The sequence below is a fragment of the Sorangium sp. So ce726 genome, assembly GCF_051521405.1.
Classification (GTDB): Bacteria; Myxococcota_A; Polyangia; order Polyangiales; family Polyangiaceae; genus Sorangium.
In genome coordinates, this window is the sequence record NZ_CP150349.1 from 4,883,897 (window position 1) to 4,901,176 (window position 17,280).

The following is a 17,280-nucleotide window of genomic DNA, read 5'->3' on the forward strand; positions in this document are numbered from 1 at the left end:
TGCAACATCCCGAGCATGAAGAAAATGCGCTAAAACGTTGATGCTTTATGAACTTGCGGTTCATAATCGAGCATGACGGACGCGCTCGACGGGCTCACGACGTTCCTCGCCGTGGCCCGCCACAAGAGCTTCACCGCCGCGGCCGCCGCGCTCGGTGTCACCCCCACCGCCGTGAGCCAGAAGATCAAGCTCCTCGAGCGGCGGTGCGGCGTTGTGCTGTTTCAGCGGACCACGAGGCGCGTCGCGCTCACGGAGCCGGGAGAGAGCCTATTCCAGCGCTTGCGGCCCGCGATCTCCGACGTCGAGGAGGCGCTCGCCGCGCTCGGCGACTACCGCGGGCGCCCCTCCGGGAACCTGCGCATCACCGCGCCGCGCGTGAGCGGCGCGTGGCTCGTCGCTCCGCTCGTGGCGCAGATGCGGGAGGCGTACCCGGAGCTGTCGATCGAGGTCTCGCTCGACGATGCCTTCGTCGATCTCGTGGCCTCCGGCTTCGACGCGGGCATCCGGCTCGGCGACTCGGTGGAGAAGGACATGGTGCGGGTTCCGATCTCGAACCACTCGTCGTGGTCGATCGTCGGCTCACCGACCTACCTCGCGAAGGCGGGGCGACCACGCTCGCCGGAGGACCTCGTACACCATCGCGCGATCCGCCAGCGCCTCCTCGCGAGCGGCGTCGTCTATCGCTGGGAGCTCGAACGCCGGGGCAAGACGATCACGGTCGATGTTCCCGGCGGCATCGTCACCGACGATATCGGGCTCATGGTCGCGCTCGCGTGTGCGGGGGCGGGCCTCGCGTACGTGCCGGACCAGGCCATCGAGCGCGAGCTCTCGGAGGGGCGGCTGGAGCGCGTGCTCGAGGCGTTCATCACGAAGGGGCCTGGCTTCTGCCTCTACTTTCCCGCGCGCACGCAGGAGCAGCCGAAGCTTCGCGCGCTGATCGAGACGGTCACGACCTTTCGCGGGCAGGAGGCCAAGCCGGTCAGTCGCACTCCCCGACGCTCCACATCCCGGGCGCCTCCACGTGGAGCGTGACGATCTCGTCCTTGTCGAAGCCGAGCGCCTGCTGCACGCCCGTTGTGCGGTATCCAAGGAAGATCTGGTCGTCCCCGAGGTCCACGATCTGCTTGTGGGCGCGGCCGTGGATCTCGTGCTCCGCGACGGATGCGGTGATCGCGTTGCAGGCGAAGGGGACGTAGCTCACGTGCGCGAGCATGATCGGCCCGGAAACGTTGAAGTCCGTGACCGAGAGCCCGGTGAACTGCCCGTCTGCGTCGTCGCTGCTGGGGTCGGTGAACGGCGTGAAGGTCCGGCCTCCCTCGTCGTTGTAGAGGTTGGCCAGGGAGCTCGGCGAGCTCGGGTTGCTCGCCATGAACGCGATCTTCCCTTCGCCCGCCTTCCTGGCCTCGTCGACGCGGTAGATCGCCACGCCGCCGGAGACGTCATCGAAGTCGAGCCAGCGCTGCAGGCCGCGGTCGTAGCCCTCGTTCTGGCGGTTGTCGATCAGGAAGTACTGGTCCGGATCCGAGGTCTCGATCTTGTAAATCGTCGGCTCGACGCCCTGCCCGAGGAACTCCGCGCCGGCCGTCCGGACAATGGCAATGTCCTGCGGCGGGGCCCCGGGCTCGATCACCGTCGGCGCCAGGAATCCGGCCTTGATCCGGCTCCAGGCGCCCATCGCCACGGGCGTCGAGCCCGCGGGCGAGCCGCTCGTGCTCCCCCAGCTCCCGCTCGCCATCACGCACCATGATCCGAGCGGGGTCGGGCCCTTGTAGAGATCCGGGAGGCCGACCGCAGAGTGCCCGAGCTCGTGGACGATGACCCCCACCGTGGCCGGCATCGTGGTGGGCACGCCGCCGACGGAGTGGACCTGGCGCTCGCCGAGCGCGGCGTAGCCGGTAAGGACCTTTCCGTCGAGGGTGATCGGGTCCTTGAAGCCCGTTGCATGGGCCCAGATGGATGGCGTCTTGCTCGTGTTCGCGGTCTCGTAGCCGGCAATGATGAAGACCGTGTTGAGCTCGTCGCCGCGGACCTTGCCGTCTGCATTGGTGTCGTAGGAGGCGAAGTTGACGTAGGGATCCGCCAGCACCAGCGCCTCCTTCAGGTACAGCTGAAGGAGGGAGAAATCCTTCTTGCTGTTGGGGTGCGCGAACGGGAGCTTGATCCGGACGATGCCGTCGTTGACGGTGCCCTGGGTCTCCTTCGCGCGGGTGAAGGAGAACTTCCCGCGCGACATGTCGGTATAGTAATGGTTCACCGAGCCCGGGAGGCTCCCGTACATCGTCTGCTTCCAGTAGGCGATGTCGGTGCTGAAGTTGCCAGTGAACGCGCCTGGCGTGGCGAGCCCGCCCCCCTGGGTGAACTCCAGCAGAATGGTCAGCAGGGGGCGCCGGATCCCGGTGATCACCGTCGGACCGGCCGCGAACGAGAGCGGGCCCCGGGAATGTGCGATCGCCGCCTCCCAGAGGGTATCGAGCGCCTCGTCGTCGATGCGCTGGAGCAACGCCGGATCCACGGGGCCGCCGTGACCGCGGAGATCGCGGACCAGCACGCCGGAGGGGACCAGCCTGAGGGCGCCGCGCGCGTCCGATCCGAGCTCGGCGACCTCGTAGTCGCCCGAGAGGTCGTTGAGCACGACGGCGGTGCCGTCCGCCATCCGGAGGTAATCGAAGTGCTCGTCGCCGATCACCTCGGCGCGGAAGGTCGCGCCGTTCGGGTCGAGCTGGATCTCGCGCAACCCGGGCTCGGCGCTCACTGCGGCCGCAGGGCGGCTCACCGAGACGGCGGTCGCCAGCGCGGCAAGCGCGATGAGCCCGAGCCGCGCCGCGCGCCGCGCGCCGATGATCCCGTGGTGATCCACGTTGCCTGCGCTGCTGTTTCGAGACGTCATGTCCGCATCCTCCTCAATCCGCGTTTCGCCGCGTTCGAGGGGCGCATCGCAACCCATGTGCCGGCTTCGGGCTGCAGCGCGAATCGCCGCGTTTCCAGGCTGATCTGCGCGTCTGCGGCGAGCGCATCGCCCCGCGCCGACACGCCGCCGGGACAGCTGTCACGCGCGCGCGACGGGCGCTGTCGCGGCGGCGTTACAGCGGTCCTGCAGGCGCTCCACCGGTGCGCGTGCGCTGCAGGCGCCGTTGCGGCCCGCGGGCGCGCTGGTTCCGGGTTGACGCGGCCCCCTCCAGGGGCACCATGGCGATCATGGGCGACGATTCCGGGGAGGCCTGCACGCTCACGAGCTTCGATCAGGGGCGCTCTCTCCGGCTCCCGGCCGTCTCGGTGACCGTCGCCCTCCCGGACCGGCGCACGCTCACAGCGCCGCTCGATCTGCGGCCCCTCCTCGTGGGCGCGGGCGCCGACTGCGATCTGGTCCTCGCGGATCCACGCGCCTCGCGCAGGCACTGCGAGATCCGGTTGACCGAGCAGGGTGTGCTCCTGCGCGACCTGGGCAGCAAGAACGGCACCCTGATCCGCGACGTCCGGATCCGCGAGGCCTTCCTCCCGCCGGGCGTCCCCGCCACGGTCGGCGGTTCCGAGATCGTCGTCGGCCCTGCGGGCCCCGCGGCGGTCCTGCCGCTCTCCGCCGCGGACGCGTTCGGCGAGGCGGCGGGGCGGAGCCTCCCCATGCGCGCGCTGTTCGCCCGGCTGGAGCGCGCGGCGCCGACCGATGAGACTTTGCTCCTGCTGGGCGAGTCCGGCACCGGCAAGGAAGTGCTGGCGCGGGCGATCCACGCGCAGAGCCGCCGCAAGGACGGCCCCTTCGTCGTCGTGGACTGCGGCGCCATCGCCCCGAACCTGGTGGAGAGCGAGCTCTTCGGCCACGCCCGGGGCGCGTTCACCGGCGCCGCGGCGGCGCGGCCAGGCCTGCTCGAGCAGGCGAGCCGGGGCACGCTCTTCATCGACGAGATCGGCGAGCTCCCGCTCGAGCTCCAGCCGAAGCTCTTGCGCGCCATCGAGGGGCGGCAGATCCGGCGGCTCGGATCGAACGAATGGAGCCCCTTCGATGCGCGGATCGTGGCGGCCACACACCGGAACCTGCGCGCGAAGGCCCAGGACGGCTCGTTCCGGGCCGATCTCTACTTCCGGCTCTCGGTGGTGGAGGTCCACGTCCCCGCGCTCCGGGAGCGCAAGGACGACATCCCGCTCCTCGTCGAGCGCTTCCTCGTTGCGCGGGATCCGCCGCGCGCGCTCGCGGACCTGCCGGCGGGCGCGCTCCCGCTGCTGGAGGCGTACGACTGGCCGGGGAACGTGCGCGAGCTCCGGAATACCGTCGCGCGGCTCGTCCTCTTCCCCGAGCTGCTCCACGAGATCATCGGCGCCGGGCCGCCGGCGCCGCAGGGGAGCTTTAGCGCGGAAGCGACGCGCCTTGATCCCTCGGGCGCGGCGCCCTCAGGCGCGGCGCCAGCAGGACCCGGAGACGCCCGCCTCCGCACGCTCCTCGAGCTGCCGCTGCCCGAAGCGCGGGAGGTCGTGCTGGAGGAGCTGGAGCGCGCCTACGTCACCGAGAAGCTCCGCCAGCACGGGGGCAACATCTCGCACGCGGCCGACGCGATGGGCGTCTCCCGCCAGCTCGTCCACCGGCTGATCCAGCGCCACGGCCTCCGCGCCCGATGATCCCGCCCGTGGACGCCGACGAGCCCCGCGTCGACGCTTCGCCGTGGCCGCGGCGCGGGCGCGACGACGCGACCCTCACCGGCCCGGCCGCGCCCGGGGCGTCGCTTGCAGCGCCCGAGGCTTCGCCCGCTGCGTCCGAGGCCACGCGCGCCGCGCCCGATCCCACTCCCGATCTTGGCCTCGGTGAGGAGAGCCGGCGCTCCGCCGCCGCGCTCGAGGTGCCCTCGTCGATCCCACCGTCGCCGATCCCGCCCTCGCTCCACGCCCGCTTCGAGGACTTCCACCTCCTCGGCCGAGGCGGCATGGGCGTCGTCTACCGGGCCCGGGATCTCCGGCTCGGCCGGCGCGTGGCCATCAAGCTCCTCTCGGCGGGCGCGCAGATCGACGGGAGCTTCCTGCGCGAGGCGCGGTCGCAGGCGCGGCTCCGCCACGAGAACGTCTGCGAGGTCCACGAGGCCGGCGTCGCCGATCACGTGCCCTTCCTCGTGATGCGCTGCATCGACGGCCCCTCTCTCCAGGACGCCCGCGGCGATCTGACCGTCGAGGAGAAGGTGCGCGTGGCCCGGGCCATCGCCGCCGCGCTCCACGAGGCCCACCGGCTCGGCCTCGTGCACCGCGACGTGAAGCCGAGCAACGTCATGCTGGAGCGGGGCAGGGACGGCGCCTACCGCCCCTACCTCATGGACTTCGGCATCGCGCGCGAGGCGGGGGAGAGCGGGCCCACCCTCACCGGCGCCCTGCTCGGAACCCCCGCGTACATGGCGCCCGAGCAGGCCGCGGGGCGGGTGCACGCCCTCGATCGGCGGACCGACGTCTACGGCCTGGGCGCGACGCTCTACGCGCTGCTCGCCGGCCGCCCGCCGTTCGTGGGGAGCACCGTGATGGACGTGCTCCGCCAGGTGCTGGAGGCGGACGCGCCGCCGCTCCGGACCCTGGACCGCGACATCCCCCAGGATCTCGAGGCGGTGGTGATGCGCTGCCTCGAGAAGCAGCCCGGCGCCCGCTACGAGTCGGCGCGCGCGCTCGGCGAGGACCTGCAGCGCTTCCTGGACGGCGATCCCGTGCTCGCGCGCCGCGCCTCCCTCGGCCGCCGCCTGGCCCGGGCTGCGCGGCGGCACCGGGCGGCGGTCGCGGGCGTGACCGCGCTGGTCCTCGCGGCCCTGGTCGTCGCCGGCTTCTTCGTCCGGAGCCGGCGCGCCGCCGCTGAGCAGGCGGAGCTCGCGCGCGAGCTCGGCGAGACCGTGAAGGAGATGGAGCTCTTCCTCGTCGGCGCCCACGCGATGCCGCTCCACGACGTCGAGCGCGAGCGCGACGTGGTCCGCGCCCGGCTCAGGACCGTGGAGGCCCGGATGGCGCAGGCGGGCGAGAGCGGCCGCGGCCCCGGGGAGTACGCGCTCGGCCGCGGCCTGCTGGCGCTCCAGGAGCCGGCCGCCGCCATCGAGCACCTCCGGGCGGCCGAGCAGGCGGGGTACCGATCGCCGGGGCTCGACTACGCCGCCGGCGCGGCGCTCTCCGAGCTCTACCGCCGCGGGCTGGAGCAGGCCCGGCGCATCCGCAATCCGGCGCAGCGCGAGGCCCGGATCGCGGCGCTGGAGGCAGAGCTCAAAGCGCCGGCGGCGCTGCACCTCCGCGCGGCGCTCGGCGGCGCCGTCGACGCGCCCGCGTACGCCGAGGGGCTGCTCGCGCTCGCCGAGGGCAGGCACGAGGACGCGCTGGCGAAGGCCCGGGCCGCGTTCGCGGGGGCGCCGTGGCTCTACGAGGCGAAGAAGCTGGAGGGCGACGTGCTCTTCGCGATGGGGAGCCGCTACCGCCACGACGCCGCCTTCGATTTCGAGCGGATGAAGGGCCACTTCGATGGCGCCGCCGAGGCGTACGGGATCGCCGCCGACCACGGCCGATCCGATCCCTCGGTCCACGCCGGCGCGTGCGAGCTCTGGACCCAGACCATGAACGCCGCCGGCAAGCACGGCGCGTCGATGCGCCCGAGCTTCGAGCGGGCGCGGGAGGCCTGCGGGCGGGCGCTCGCGGCGAGCCCGCGGAGCGCGGAGGCGTACGTGAAGCTGGCCTGGGTCCACAGCTGCTTCGCCTGGTGGGTCGCGAGCGGGATGCAGGAGGGCGAGGACGCGGAGGCAGCCCTCGCCGAGGCGACCGCGCGCGCCGAGGAGGCGCTCGCCAGGAGCCCGGACGACGCCATGGCGCGGTACGTGGCCGCCTCGGTCTTCCGGGCGCGGGCCTACCACGCGGACCTGATCGGCCGCGACCAGGGCGAGGCGCTAGAGCGCGCCGTCCAGGGCTACGAGGCCGCGCTCCAGCGCGAGCCGGACTTCGCCTGGGCCCTCAACGAGCTCTGCGTCGTCCACGCCGAGCGCGGCCGCTACGAGTCCCTGCGCGGCCTCGATCCGACGGGGGCCTTCGCGCGCGCCGAGGATCGCTGCGAGCAGGTCCTGGCGCTCGATCCAGGGTTCGGCAGCGCGCGAACGTCGCGCCTGACCACCGGCTTCTACGAGGTCGAGCACCTCGTCCGAGTAGGCCGCTCTCCGGAGGAGGCGGTCCAGCGGGTGCACGCGGCGATCGATGCGACGCGCCGGAGCGATCCTTCCTGGACCGGGGCTCCCTACTGGCGGCTCTGGCTGGATCACGCGCTGGCGCTGCACGCGCTGGACGCGGGGGCCGACCCGGGCCCGGCGCTCGCGCGCGTCCAGGAGAGCGCGCGGGCGATGGCGCCGGGCGCGGCCGCGTATCCGGAGTCGCTGCGGGCGATGCTGGCGATGCTCGAGGCGCGCGTGCGGGTAACGCGGGGCGAGGACCCGGCGGCGGAGCTCCGGATCGCGCGCGAGACGCTGGATCGCAGGCTCGTTGAGGCGCCCTGGGACGTGTCGGACCGGGCGCAGCGCGCCGAGGCGGAGCTCCTCGCCTTCCGGTGGAGCGCGCAGCGGGGCCGTCCGGACGCGGCGCTGCTCGACGCGGCGCTCGTCCCGCTCCGGCCTATGCTGCTCGGCGAGCCGCGCGCCGATCCGCGGATTTACGGGCTGCTGGCCGAGATCCATGAGGCCCGCGCTGGGCTGCGCGCGGGACGCGGGCAGGACGCCGCGGCCGAGATCGACGAGGGGCTCGGGCGCGCGGGCGCGGCGCTCGCTTTGAACCCGCGGTTCGATCGGGCGCTCGTCGCCCAAGGCGGGCTCTTTCGCCTGCGCGCTGCGACGGCGCCTGGTGAGGCCGCCAGGAGAGAGGCCACGCTGCGGGAAGCCGAGGCCCTGGAGGCGGCGATCCAGGCGAACCCGCTGCGCGCCCGGACCGTGGGCGCGCGCCTCGTCGAGGTGCGGCGGCTCGCGGGCGAGGGGCCTGACCCCGCCGCGCGCTGAGCAGTGAGTAGCGCCGGCGGAGCGTCGCGGCTTACTGGGGGTAGCCGGGGGGGAGGGGATCGCACCAGTCGGGCGCGGGGTCCTCCAACCACGTCATCGTGCACGCCTTGCCGTTGCATTCGTACTGGCCGCTCCCCGGCTCGCCCACGGCCTGGCACTCGGCGTTGAACTCGAGGACATCCTTGTAGACGAGGCCGCAGGTGTTCTTCTGGTAGCAGTACCGCTGCGCCAGCGCCGCTTTGGCGTCGATCCCGCACCCGCTCAGGAACGAGCGCGTCGGGTAGACCTCCACGACGACGTTGCCCGCGGTCACGCCCGCGCACCAGACGGCCTCGCCGTGGATGAACCCTTCATGGTCGCCGCCGTCGTCGTTCACGTTGGGTCCGGTGAGCAGGATGTGGACGCCGTCCTTCTTGTCGTTGACGAACGCGATCACGCACTCCAGCACGTTGTCGATCACGTCATCGGAGAGCCCCTTCTCCCGCCAGACCGACGCGCCGCTCACCATCCCCCGCCCCTTGTAGGGCTTGTTGAGGTGGGTCACGACGGTGCCGTTCGCGACGGCACAGCGGAACGTGTGATTGAAGACCTCCTCGCCGCCCGCGTCGGCGAAGACGCCGGTGACGGTGATCGCCGGGTTGATGGATCCGTTCTGGAGCAGCGGGTGCTTCAGCCAGCGGGCGACCTCCAACTTCCAGGTGTGCCACGCGAGCTTCGGGGTGCCGTTGGGGTCCTGCGACCCGGGCTTCAGCACCGTCGTCTCGAGCCCTGGTTCGTCGAGATCGACGTCGAGCGGCGACTCCGACTCCGACGCCGGCCCGCAAGCCGCCATGAGGAGCCCGACGCCCATCACCATTCCGTGCGCACCGACTGAGCGCTTCATCGCGATCTCCTCGTCCAGAGAGTTTCGAGCCTTCGTTGACGGCAAGGGCGAGCTTGCCGAGCGTGGACACAAGCGGCCATGATCGCCGCGCTGTGTGCCGGGGACAAGGAGCATGCGCCGTGCCATGCGTGGGAGCGGCGTGGGGGCGGCGGATCGCCCGCGCGTCGCCCGGCGAGGTGGTACGGCGGCGTTACAGGTGACCGCCGCGCGGACAGCCGCTGTTGCGGCGTGATGACAGGCGCCCATCGGAGCTGTCGGAGCGAGGGGGGCGGCGGGAGGGGGCGTCGCCGGGCCGCGGAGAGGTGATGTTCTCCTCGCTCCCTGGAGATTCAGACCAACTCAACGGGAGGGAGCGGGGGGAAAATCGACCGAGGCCGTGCCGCGGTCGGCTGCGGCAAGGAGGAGCCCGTCGAAACCGAGACGCCCGCTCGCGCAGGAGGCCCTGCGGGGGAGCCGCTACTGCGAGATCCTGCTCGGTGACGCGGATCTCGGCGTGGGATCGGTGACGATCGACGTATACAACACGCAGGGCCTGAACGAATGCCCCGAGGCGGCGTGGGTCGCGGTCGATGAGGCCGAGGTGAAGGCCGAGACGAATGCGAATGAGGGGGAGTGGCCGCGGGGAGCAACTGGCGGCCACGCGGCGGCGTCGAAGAACTCCTCGCCATCACGAAGCGTGCTCGCGGCGAGGGGCCGCGACATCGAAACGGTGTGCGGTGAGAGGCGGAAGCGGTGGTCGTCCGGGACGCGGAGTTTCCGGTATAGAAGCGAAGGGAAAGCAATCCATGACCCGTCCTTCGCGAGCACCGGATGCGCCGGCCGTGGGCCCGGCGGCGGCGGAGCGCGGCGTCCTCGCTTTCTGGCGCGAGGTCGAGCGCTGCCGCAGCGCCCCCATCGGCGGGAGGGCGCACGCTGGCGCCGTGGCGGGCCTCGAAGCGTGGCTGGAGCACGGCGGTGCGCGCGTGGCGCTGCTCGGGCCGAGCGGGCGCGGCAAGTCGATGCTGCTGGGCGCGTGGGCGCTGGAGCTGGCCCGCGCGGGCCGGCACGAGATCGCGTTCGTCCCCGTGAGCCGTCGGTTCGGTACGGCGCTGGAGTCCACGGCGCTGAACCTCCTCTATGCGCGCGTGGCTCTGTTCCTCAGGACACCGCGGCGCACCGGCGAACGGGCGCACGGGGTCGAGGAGATGCGGCGCGACCTCGCGATCATGCTCGAGGAGGGCCGCCCGCCCGGAAGCAGGCCGCTCGTCGTGATCCTCGACGGGTTCGACGAGGCCGTCACCTGGACCCCCGATGCAGCGCAGCGATTCCTGCGAGACCTCGGCCCCGGCGTGCGCGCCGTGCTGTCGGCGCGCTCGATCGAGGCGCTGGGAGGGCTCGGGGAGGGGACGGAGGTGGTCGCGCTGCCGCCGATCGCGGTCGACGAGGTCGCGGAGGCGATGGGGCTGAGGCTCGGCGAGCTGCCGGCCAGCGTGAAGGACGAGGTCGCACGGGTGAGCGGCGGGGAGCCGCTCCTCGTGGAGGCGTTCGTCGAGGCGTTTGCGCAGGAGCCTGCGGCTGTGGCGTCGGCGCTTGCGAGCGTTCCCGCCGGAGCTCCGGGCGTCCTGGATCTCTGCGCCGGCGGCACGATTGGCTCCGTATTGCCATGGCTTGCAGGCGCGCTCGCGCCGATCGAGGTGGAGGAGCTCCTCGCGATCTCGACGGTGAACGGCGGCGCACGGAACGAGCTGAGCGGACCGCTGATCGCCGCCGGAGAGTCGGGCCTCGCGCTCCGTCACCCGGCCTGGGCGGAGGCTGTTGAAGAGCGGCTTGCGCCGCAGCAGCGCGCGGCGGTCGATCGCCGGTTCGCCGACCACGGGACGCGCGCGTTCGCGTCGGGCACGGTCTCCGACTACGTATGCCGGAACTGGCGCGCTCACCTGGAGCGGGTCGGCGCGAGCCTCGCAGAGCGGATCGAGCTGGCCTCGAGGGCGTGGCTCGACGTGTGGAGGACACGCCCGGATGGCTCGTCCGGGTTCATCGCCGACGTGGACGCGACGGCGGCGTGCGCGGCGCGCCTCCTGGTCGATGCCGCGGCCGGGGGCGATGTCGTGGGGGTGCTGGCAGCGCGGGTCCGCTGCCTGCTCGTGACGAGCTCGGTGCGGACGATCCTTGGCTTCGAGGAAACGCGGCGTGTGCTGGCTGCGCAGGCCGCGCAGGACGACGAGGAGGAAGAGGAAGGGGCCGAGGGAGGCGAGGGCTCCGCCGGATCCCACATCGAGATGCCGCGCGTGGGCGAGGACGTCCTCGACGCCGCGCGGCCGATCGCCGACGCCGTGGAGCGCGCCGGTGCCCTGATCCGGCTGGCGCGCGAGCTGCCCGACGCCGAGCGCGCCGTCGTGCTCGGCTGGGCGCTCGAGGCCGCCAGCGAGGAGCACGCCGACGGGGTCGCGCTCGCCGCCGTGGCGCGCGCGCTCGACGGGCAGGCGCGCGTGACCGCCGCGCGCGAGGCAGCGGCGCGGCTCGGTCGCGAGCGGACCAGGGAGAGCCGGCTCGCGCGCGTGTCCCTGGCGTCGCTGCTGCCGGAGGACGAGGCGCGCGACCTCGGTCGCGAGGCGTTCGCCGAGGTCCCGGCCGACGCGAGGAGCAACGAGCTGCCGCTGCTCTCGAAGGCCGCCGCGCGATGGTCTCCCGCGGCGGTGCGCGGGCTCTGGGCATGGTCCGAGGCGCTGCCCCCCTCGGAGCGGCACATGGTCCTCGCTCGCCTCGCTTCGGGCCTGCCCGCGGAGGAGCGGGAAGCGGGCGCGTCGGAGGCGCTGGGGCTCGCGCTGTCGCTGCTCTCGGGCGACTGGCTTCCGCCGGACGCGTGCTGGAGCGTCTGTGCGCTCGCGCCGTACGCACCTGCCGGCGCCGCGTCCGCGCTGGTCCAGGCGTGCGCGGCTGCGGCAAGCTTCCGGTGCCCGGTGGTGACGGCCGTCGCCGCGCGCCTCTGCGATCTGGGGCGCGTGGAGGATGCGCTCGCGCTGGTGGACACGCTGCCCCAGCCGTCGGACCGGATCGAGGCGCGATCCGCGCTGCTCGCGCACCTGCCCGCCGCGGTCCGCGAGGCCGCCTGGGCCCAGCTGTCGGGCGATCTGCGGGCGAGCGACGGCGCGAGATTGCTCCTCGCGCGGAACGCCGCTGCGTGGACTCGGGCTCTCGGGGCCGATGCGGTCCTCGACCTGTCCCGCGAGATCGGCGCCAACTGGCCAGCCCTGGTCGCGATCGCCGGGGCCTCGCCGGACCACGCGCCGGCGATCACGCGCGATCTGGTCGAGCGCGCTCTGGAGCAGCCGAGCGACGAGGACGAGGCGCTCTTCGCGCTGATCCCGCTGGCCGCCTCGATGACCGAGCCGGACGCGCGCCGCGTCTGCCAGAGACTCCTGAACGAGCTCGGCTGGAAGCCGCGGCCCGATCTCCTCGACGACTGGACGAAGGACGACCTCGGGCACCTGGCGCCGTTGTTCGCCCGCGTCGCTGGGCCGCAGGGCGTCGTCGCGGTGGCCCGGGAGATCGTCGACGTCGCGCGGTGGATGCCCTGAGCGTCCGCGGAGAGACGGCCGGCGCGACGCCTGGAGCTCTTCCGGCGCTCCGTGATCCCGGTGGTCCACGCAGATCCCAGGCACCGCGACACACAAGCGGTCGTGACGCGCCGGCGGGAGCGTTGCGCAACAGCGCAATTCGTTGCGGAACATGACAGGGCACTGCGCTCAGCTCCTCGCTGTCTGAGACGTTTCGCCGAGATATGCACGCATCTCGCGCCGGCACGTGGGTTGCCGTGCAGCCGCGCCGCAACGAAACCACGGCGTGTCGCCACGGCGGCAGGCCAGAACGCATCAGACATCACAGGAGGTTTCCCCCGTGAGTGAATCCCCGGTGTTTTCGACCATGGTCCTCCCCCAGGAGCTCGTCGCAGACGACGTGATCGGTCTCCGAGATCAGATGAGCGCGCGCATCGCGGCGGTGCTTCGGCCAAAGGGCGGTAAGCGCAAGGAGGGCGACGTGCAGCTGCCCAAGGGGATCGAGCCCATCGCGGCGCTGCCGCCGCACATCGACAGGCCGTGGAAGCGCTTCGACGCGGCCGCGACAGCGCTTCAGGATTTCCGCGGCGTGCGGGCGAGCGCGCAGGCCGACCAGCGCCATTCTGGGACGAGCGAGGCCGAGCGGAGCGCGGCGAACACCGACAGCGACGACCGATGGCGTGCGCTCGAGCAGTGGAACGCGGGCGCCGCCGGGCTCTCCGAGGATGGGCAGACGCCGTCGCCGTCCGATGCGCGCTGGCTGTACGGGCAGCTCTTTCCGGCGCCCGAGGGGCTTCGCTTCATCACGCGCCGGCCCCGGGTCCAGTGGGCCGCGATGGTGCAGCGGATGAAGACGCTGGAGGAGGAGCGCGCGCAGGCGGTGATCGAGGGGTTCGGCGGGACCCGGCACTACCGGCAGATCGTCGCCGCCCACGCGCGCTTCGGCGAGGCCTACGGCTTCACGACCGTGGTCCTCGCCAAGGAGGGCGGGCGCGGGCAGACCGACGGCCGGCCGCAGTGGAGCGCCGCCCGGGATGCGCTGCGGAGCCTGATCCAGAAGATCGAGAACCACGCCGACCCGGAGATCCCGGGGAGCGAGGCGCTGGCCGCGTTCCTGCTGGCGCCCTACGTCGAGATGGTCGACGACCTCGCGAAGCCCCGTCGAAGAGCATCCGCGACAAAGCCCGAAGCCGTCCCGGCGCCACCGCTCGGGGCGAGCGGGACGCCGTGAACCCATCCGGGTGAGCTGGCTCGTCCACCGGGAGACGAGTGGCACTCGTCTCCCGGTGGACGTGGCTCCAAGAAAAGACGAGTGGCACTCGTCTCCCGGTGGACGTGGCTCCAAGAAAAGACGAGTGGCACTCGTCTCCCGGTGGACGTGGCTCCAAGAAAAGATGGGTGGCACCCGTCTCCGCGATGGGCTGCAGCCGTCTCCGCTGTGGACGCGCCCCCTGCCTTGTGATGCCTCTTGGACGTACGCTCGCCTGCCGTAGACTCGCTGGCCATGACGGCGAGCCGGCGCGGTCTCTACCAGGATCTGATCACCGAGGCGTTGGCTTCCGGCCTGCGCGAGCTCGACTCCAGCCTGGAGGTCCGCACTGCGGCGCTCCGGGCCGCTGAGGCCGCCGACCGTATCGCACTGCACCTGGGTCGCCTCGTGCAGCGCGCCATCTCCGGCGTGCCCGATGCGGAGCGTGTGGCCGTCGGCGTGGGTCTGGCGCGGAGGCTCGTCGAGCAGATCGATCAAGTGATCGCCGGCGCAGAGCTCCAGCCGGAGGCGCCCGTCGAGCCGGCGACGGTGCTCCACGCCATCGTCGGGCGCCAGCCGGACGGCAGGCCGGAGACGATCCCCGAGCCGCTCATCCCGCTCCTCGACACGGCGCTGCTCACCAACGCGCCTGGCGAGCCGAGGGTGGGCCACCAGCTCCTGACCGAGGTTCGCTCGGCGGACCGCATCGACGTCGTCATGGCGTTCGTCCGCCGGAGCGGCATCGCCCCGCTGCTCGAGGCGCTCCGCGTGCACTGCCAGGCGGGCCGCGCGCTGCGTGTGCTGACGACCACGTACACGGGATCGACCGAAGCGACGGCGCTCGAGGCGCTCCGCAAGATCGGCGCCGACGTGTGCGTGTCGTACGATACGGGGACGACTCGCCTGCACGCGAAGGCCTGGCTGTTTCATCGAGCGTCGGGCTTCTCGACCGCCTATATCGGCTCCTCCAACCTGACGCACACCGCGCAAACGAGCGGCCTCGAGTGGAATGTTCGCGTGTCCGGCGCCCGCAACCCGGATGTCATCGCCAAGGTCGCCGCCGTCTTCGAGAGCTACTGGAACAGCGGCGACTTCGTGCCGTACGATCGCGTGGAGTTCCTTGAGCGCGTCGAGCAGGCAACGAACGCGGCGCCATCGGTGATGCTCAGCCCGATCGAGCTCCGCGCCGAGCCGTTCCAGGAGCGCCTGCTCGAGCAGATCGCGCTCTCCCGCGAGCGCGGGCATCACCGCAATCTGCTGGTATCGGCGACCGGCACCGGCAAGACCGTCATGGCCGCCATCGACTACGCCCGGCTCCGGGAGGCGCTCCCCCGCGCTCGCCTGCTCTTCGTCGCGCACCGCGGGGAGATCCTGGAGCAGAGCCTCGCGACGTTTCGTCACAGCCTGCGCGATCATGCCTTTGGCGAGCTGTGGGTCGGCGGCCGTCACCCGCGGCGCTTCGAGCATGTCTTTGCGTCGATCCAGAGCCTCTCGGCAGCAGGGCTCGATGACCTGGATCCGTGCCATTTCGACGTGGTGATCATCGATGAGTTTCACCACGCCGCCGCGCCCTCGTACCGCGCGCTGCTGGAGCGCGTGCGTCCCGTCGAGCTCCTCGGCCTCACGGCCACGCCCGAGAGGAGCGATGGGCTCCCGCTCCTCGGCTGGTTCGACGACCGGATCGCTGCAGAGCTGCGGCTCTGGGACGCGATCGATCAGCACCGGCTCGTTCCGTTCGTCTACTACGGCATCCACGACGGGCTGGACCTGCGCGATGTGCCCTGGCGTCGCGGGCGCGGCTACGACGTCGACGGCCTCTCCAAGCTGCTCACAGCCAACGACGCCTGGGCCCGGCAGGTGGTGGCCCAGCTCGTCGCGCATGTCGATGACACGCGAACGATGCGGGCGCTCGGATTCTGCGTCAGCGTCGATCACGCGCGGTTCATGGCGCGCGTCTTTCGCGAGGCCGGTGTCGCGGCGACCGCGGTGTGGGGGGACAGCCCCGATGACGAGCGGCGCGCGGCCCTCGCGGACCTCGGCGCGCGGCGGGTCAACGTTGTCTTCTCCGTGGATCTGTTCAACGAAGGTATCGACGTCCCTGCGGTCGACACGCTGATCCTCCTGCGCCCGACCGACAGCCCCACGCTCTTCTTGCAGCAGCTCGGGCGCGGCCTGCGGCGCAGCGCCGGCAAGACCGTTTGCATGGTGCTCGACTTCGTGGGGCACCATCGACGCGAGTTCCGCTTCGATCGCCGCTTCGGAGCGCTGCTCGGCGGGAGCCGAAAGGAGCTCGTTCAGCAGATCGAAGGCGGGTTCCCGTTTCTGCCCGCGGGCTGCCACATGGAGCTCGACCAGAAGGCATCGGAGCTCGTGCTCGAGAACATCCGGCAAGCGGTGCCGTCGGGGTGGACGGCCAAGGTCGAGGAGCTGCGGCGGCTCGCCCGCAGCGGCGACGTGAGCCTTGCGCAGTTCCTCGAAGAGACCGGGCTTGAGCTCGAGGACGTCTATGCCGGGCAGCGGTCGTGGTCAGACCTCCGTGGTGACGCCGGGCTTCCGTCGCTGGGCGTGGGACCGCACGAACAGGTGCTGCGGCGCGCGTGCGGGCGGCTGCTCCACGTCGACGACTTCGTGCGGATCGAGGTGTATCGCCGCCTACTCGCGTCTGACGCGTGTCCCGATCCGGGGGCGATGAGCCTCCGGGAGCGCCGCCTCCTGCGCATGCTCGTCGCCACCGTGGCCGATCGCGCCATCGACAAGGCGACCACCCTTGCGCAGGCGTGCGCTCTCGTCTGGGCGTACCCACAGGTGCGCGCGGAGCTCGTCGAGGTGATGGACCTGCTCGCTGCCCGCGTGGACCACGTTCACCGGGAGCTCGCGACCCACCCGGATGTGCCGCTCGAGGTGCACGCGCGCTACTCGCGCATCGAGATCCTGGCGGCGTTCGGAGTTGGGGGCAGCGCGAAGGTGGCACCCTGGCAAACAGGTGTGTACTGGGCGAAGGAGGCCAGGGCCGACCTGCTCGCGTTCACGCTCGACAAGACGAACGGGCAGTTCTCACCGACGACGCGCTACCGCGACCATGCCATCAGCCGGCAGCTGATCCATTGGGAGAGCCAGTCGACCACCCGCGCCGAGAGCGAGACGGGGAAGCGCTATCAGCAGCACGAGGAGCTCGGCACGGCGGTGATGCTGTTCGCGCGGCTGCGCAGCGACGAGCGGGCGTTCTGGTTCCTGGGACCGGCGAGTTATGTGCGGCACGAGGCGGAGTTGCCGATGGCGATCACGTGGCGGCTACAGCATGCGCTGCCGGGGGACCTGTTCGCGTCGTTCGCGGCGGCGGTGGCGTGAAGGGAACCTTGTCCGCTTCTGCGGACAAAGTGCTTGCCTGCGGTGCGCGTTGCAAAGTGACCCACCCGCCGGCTCCCGTCTCGGCATTGCTCGGAGCTCGAACTGCCGCGGGCGTCTGAACCACAAGCAGGTCGTTCCGGGCCGCCATTGGCAATGTTATTCGGGATGAAGTAAGTGCCTGTTGCGGTAACCCACCTGCGCGCCAAGCGATAACTTCGCAGGCGAAGTACAGAAGGGTGAGTCGTGTCTCTTGACGCTGCTCGCGTCTGTGCGCTCTACTCCGCTGTCAGGGCG

Annotated in this window: 8 protein-coding genes; 6 read left to right on the plus strand and 2 right to left on the minus strand. The window is 71.9% G+C overall.

All coding sequences use genetic code 11. The features are described 5' to 3' along the window. Window positions 1-72 precede the first annotated feature (72 nt). On the plus strand, window positions 73-1,032 hold the full coding sequence (locus WME79_RS18245; RefSeq protein WP_437537355.1) for a LysR substrate-binding domain-containing protein: 960 nt from the start codon (window positions 73-75) through the stop codon (window positions 1,030-1,032). Here the strand turns inward: WME79_RS18245 and WME79_RS18250 are convergent. Then, on the minus strand, window positions 980-2,887 hold the full coding sequence (locus tag WME79_RS18250; protein WP_437537358.1) for a M6 family metalloprotease domain-containing protein: 1,908 nt from the start codon (window positions 2,885-2,887) through the stop codon (window positions 980-982). The genes WME79_RS18245 and WME79_RS18250 overlap by 53 nt on opposite strands. A 308-nt stretch (window positions 2,888-3,195) precedes the next feature. On the opposite strand from WME79_RS18250, the gene WME79_RS18255 reads away from it, so the two are divergent. Further along, complete coding sequence (locus WME79_RS18255) at window positions 3,196-4,608, plus strand: sigma 54-interacting transcriptional regulator (RefSeq protein WP_437537361.1); 1,413 nt, start codon at window positions 3,196-3,198, stop codon at window positions 4,606-4,608. Between the two features lie 8 nt (window positions 4,609-4,616). After that, window positions 4,617-7,970 carry a protein kinase domain-containing protein gene (locus WME79_RS18260; RefSeq protein WP_437537364.1) on the plus strand — a complete coding sequence of 1,118 codons (3,354 nt, stop codon included), beginning with the start codon at window positions 4,617-4,619 and terminating at the stop codon, window positions 7,968-7,970. A gap of 31 nt (window positions 7,971-8,001) precedes the next feature. On the opposite strand, the gene WME79_RS18265 is transcribed toward WME79_RS18260, so the two are convergent. Further along, entirely contained in the window at window positions 8,002-8,853 is an 852-nt protein-coding gene (locus WME79_RS18265) for a hypothetical protein (RefSeq protein WP_437537367.1), read from the minus strand. Window positions 8,854-9,638: 785 nt separating this feature from the next. Here WME79_RS18265 and WME79_RS18270 point away from each other — a divergent pair. The 3 genes from WME79_RS18270 to WME79_RS18280 all read left to right on the plus strand — a co-directional run bounded on the left by WME79_RS18270 (window position 9,639) and on the right by WME79_RS18280 (window position 16,986). After that, on the plus strand, window positions 9,639-12,410 hold the full coding sequence (locus tag WME79_RS18270; RefSeq protein WP_437537370.1) for a hypothetical protein: 2,772 nt from the start codon (window positions 9,639-9,641) through the stop codon (window positions 12,408-12,410). A gap of 319 nt (window positions 12,411-12,729) precedes the next feature. Next, on the plus strand, window positions 12,730-13,620 hold the full coding sequence (locus WME79_RS18275; RefSeq protein WP_437537373.1) for a hypothetical protein: 891 nt from the start codon (window positions 12,730-12,732) through the stop codon (window positions 13,618-13,620). A 273-nt stretch (window positions 13,621-13,893) separates the two neighbouring features. Then, window positions 13,894-16,986: a DUF3427 domain-containing protein gene (locus WME79_RS18280; RefSeq protein WP_437537376.1), complete on the plus strand. Its 3,093-nt coding sequence runs from the start codon at window positions 13,894-13,896 to the stop codon at window positions 16,984-16,986. The last annotated feature ends 294 nt before the right edge of the window (window positions 16,987-17,280 follow it).

Bases quoted from the DNA above. Each gene is read 5' to 3' on its own strand.
- WME79_RS18245 (WP_437537355.1), top strand. From the start codon at position 73: ATGACGGACGCGCTCGACGGGCTCACGACGTTCCTCGCCGTGGCCCGC.
- WME79_RS18265 (WP_437537367.1), bottom strand. From the start codon at position 8,853: ATGAAGCGCTCAGTCGGTGCGCACGGAATGGTGATGGGCGTCGGGCTC.
- WME79_RS18270 (WP_437537370.1), top strand. From the start codon at position 9,639: ATGACCCGTCCTTCGCGAGCACCGGATGCGCCGGCCGTGGGCCCGGCG.
- WME79_RS18250 (WP_437537358.1), bottom strand. From the start codon at position 2,887: ATGACGTCTCGAAACAGCAGCGCAGGCAACGTGGATCACCACGGGATC.
- WME79_RS18280 (WP_437537376.1), top strand. From the start codon at position 13,894: ATGACGGCGAGCCGGCGCGGTCTCTACCAGGATCTGATCACCGAGGCG.
- WME79_RS18255 (WP_437537361.1), top strand. From the start codon at position 3,196: ATGGGCGACGATTCCGGGGAGGCCTGCACGCTCACGAGCTTCGATCAG.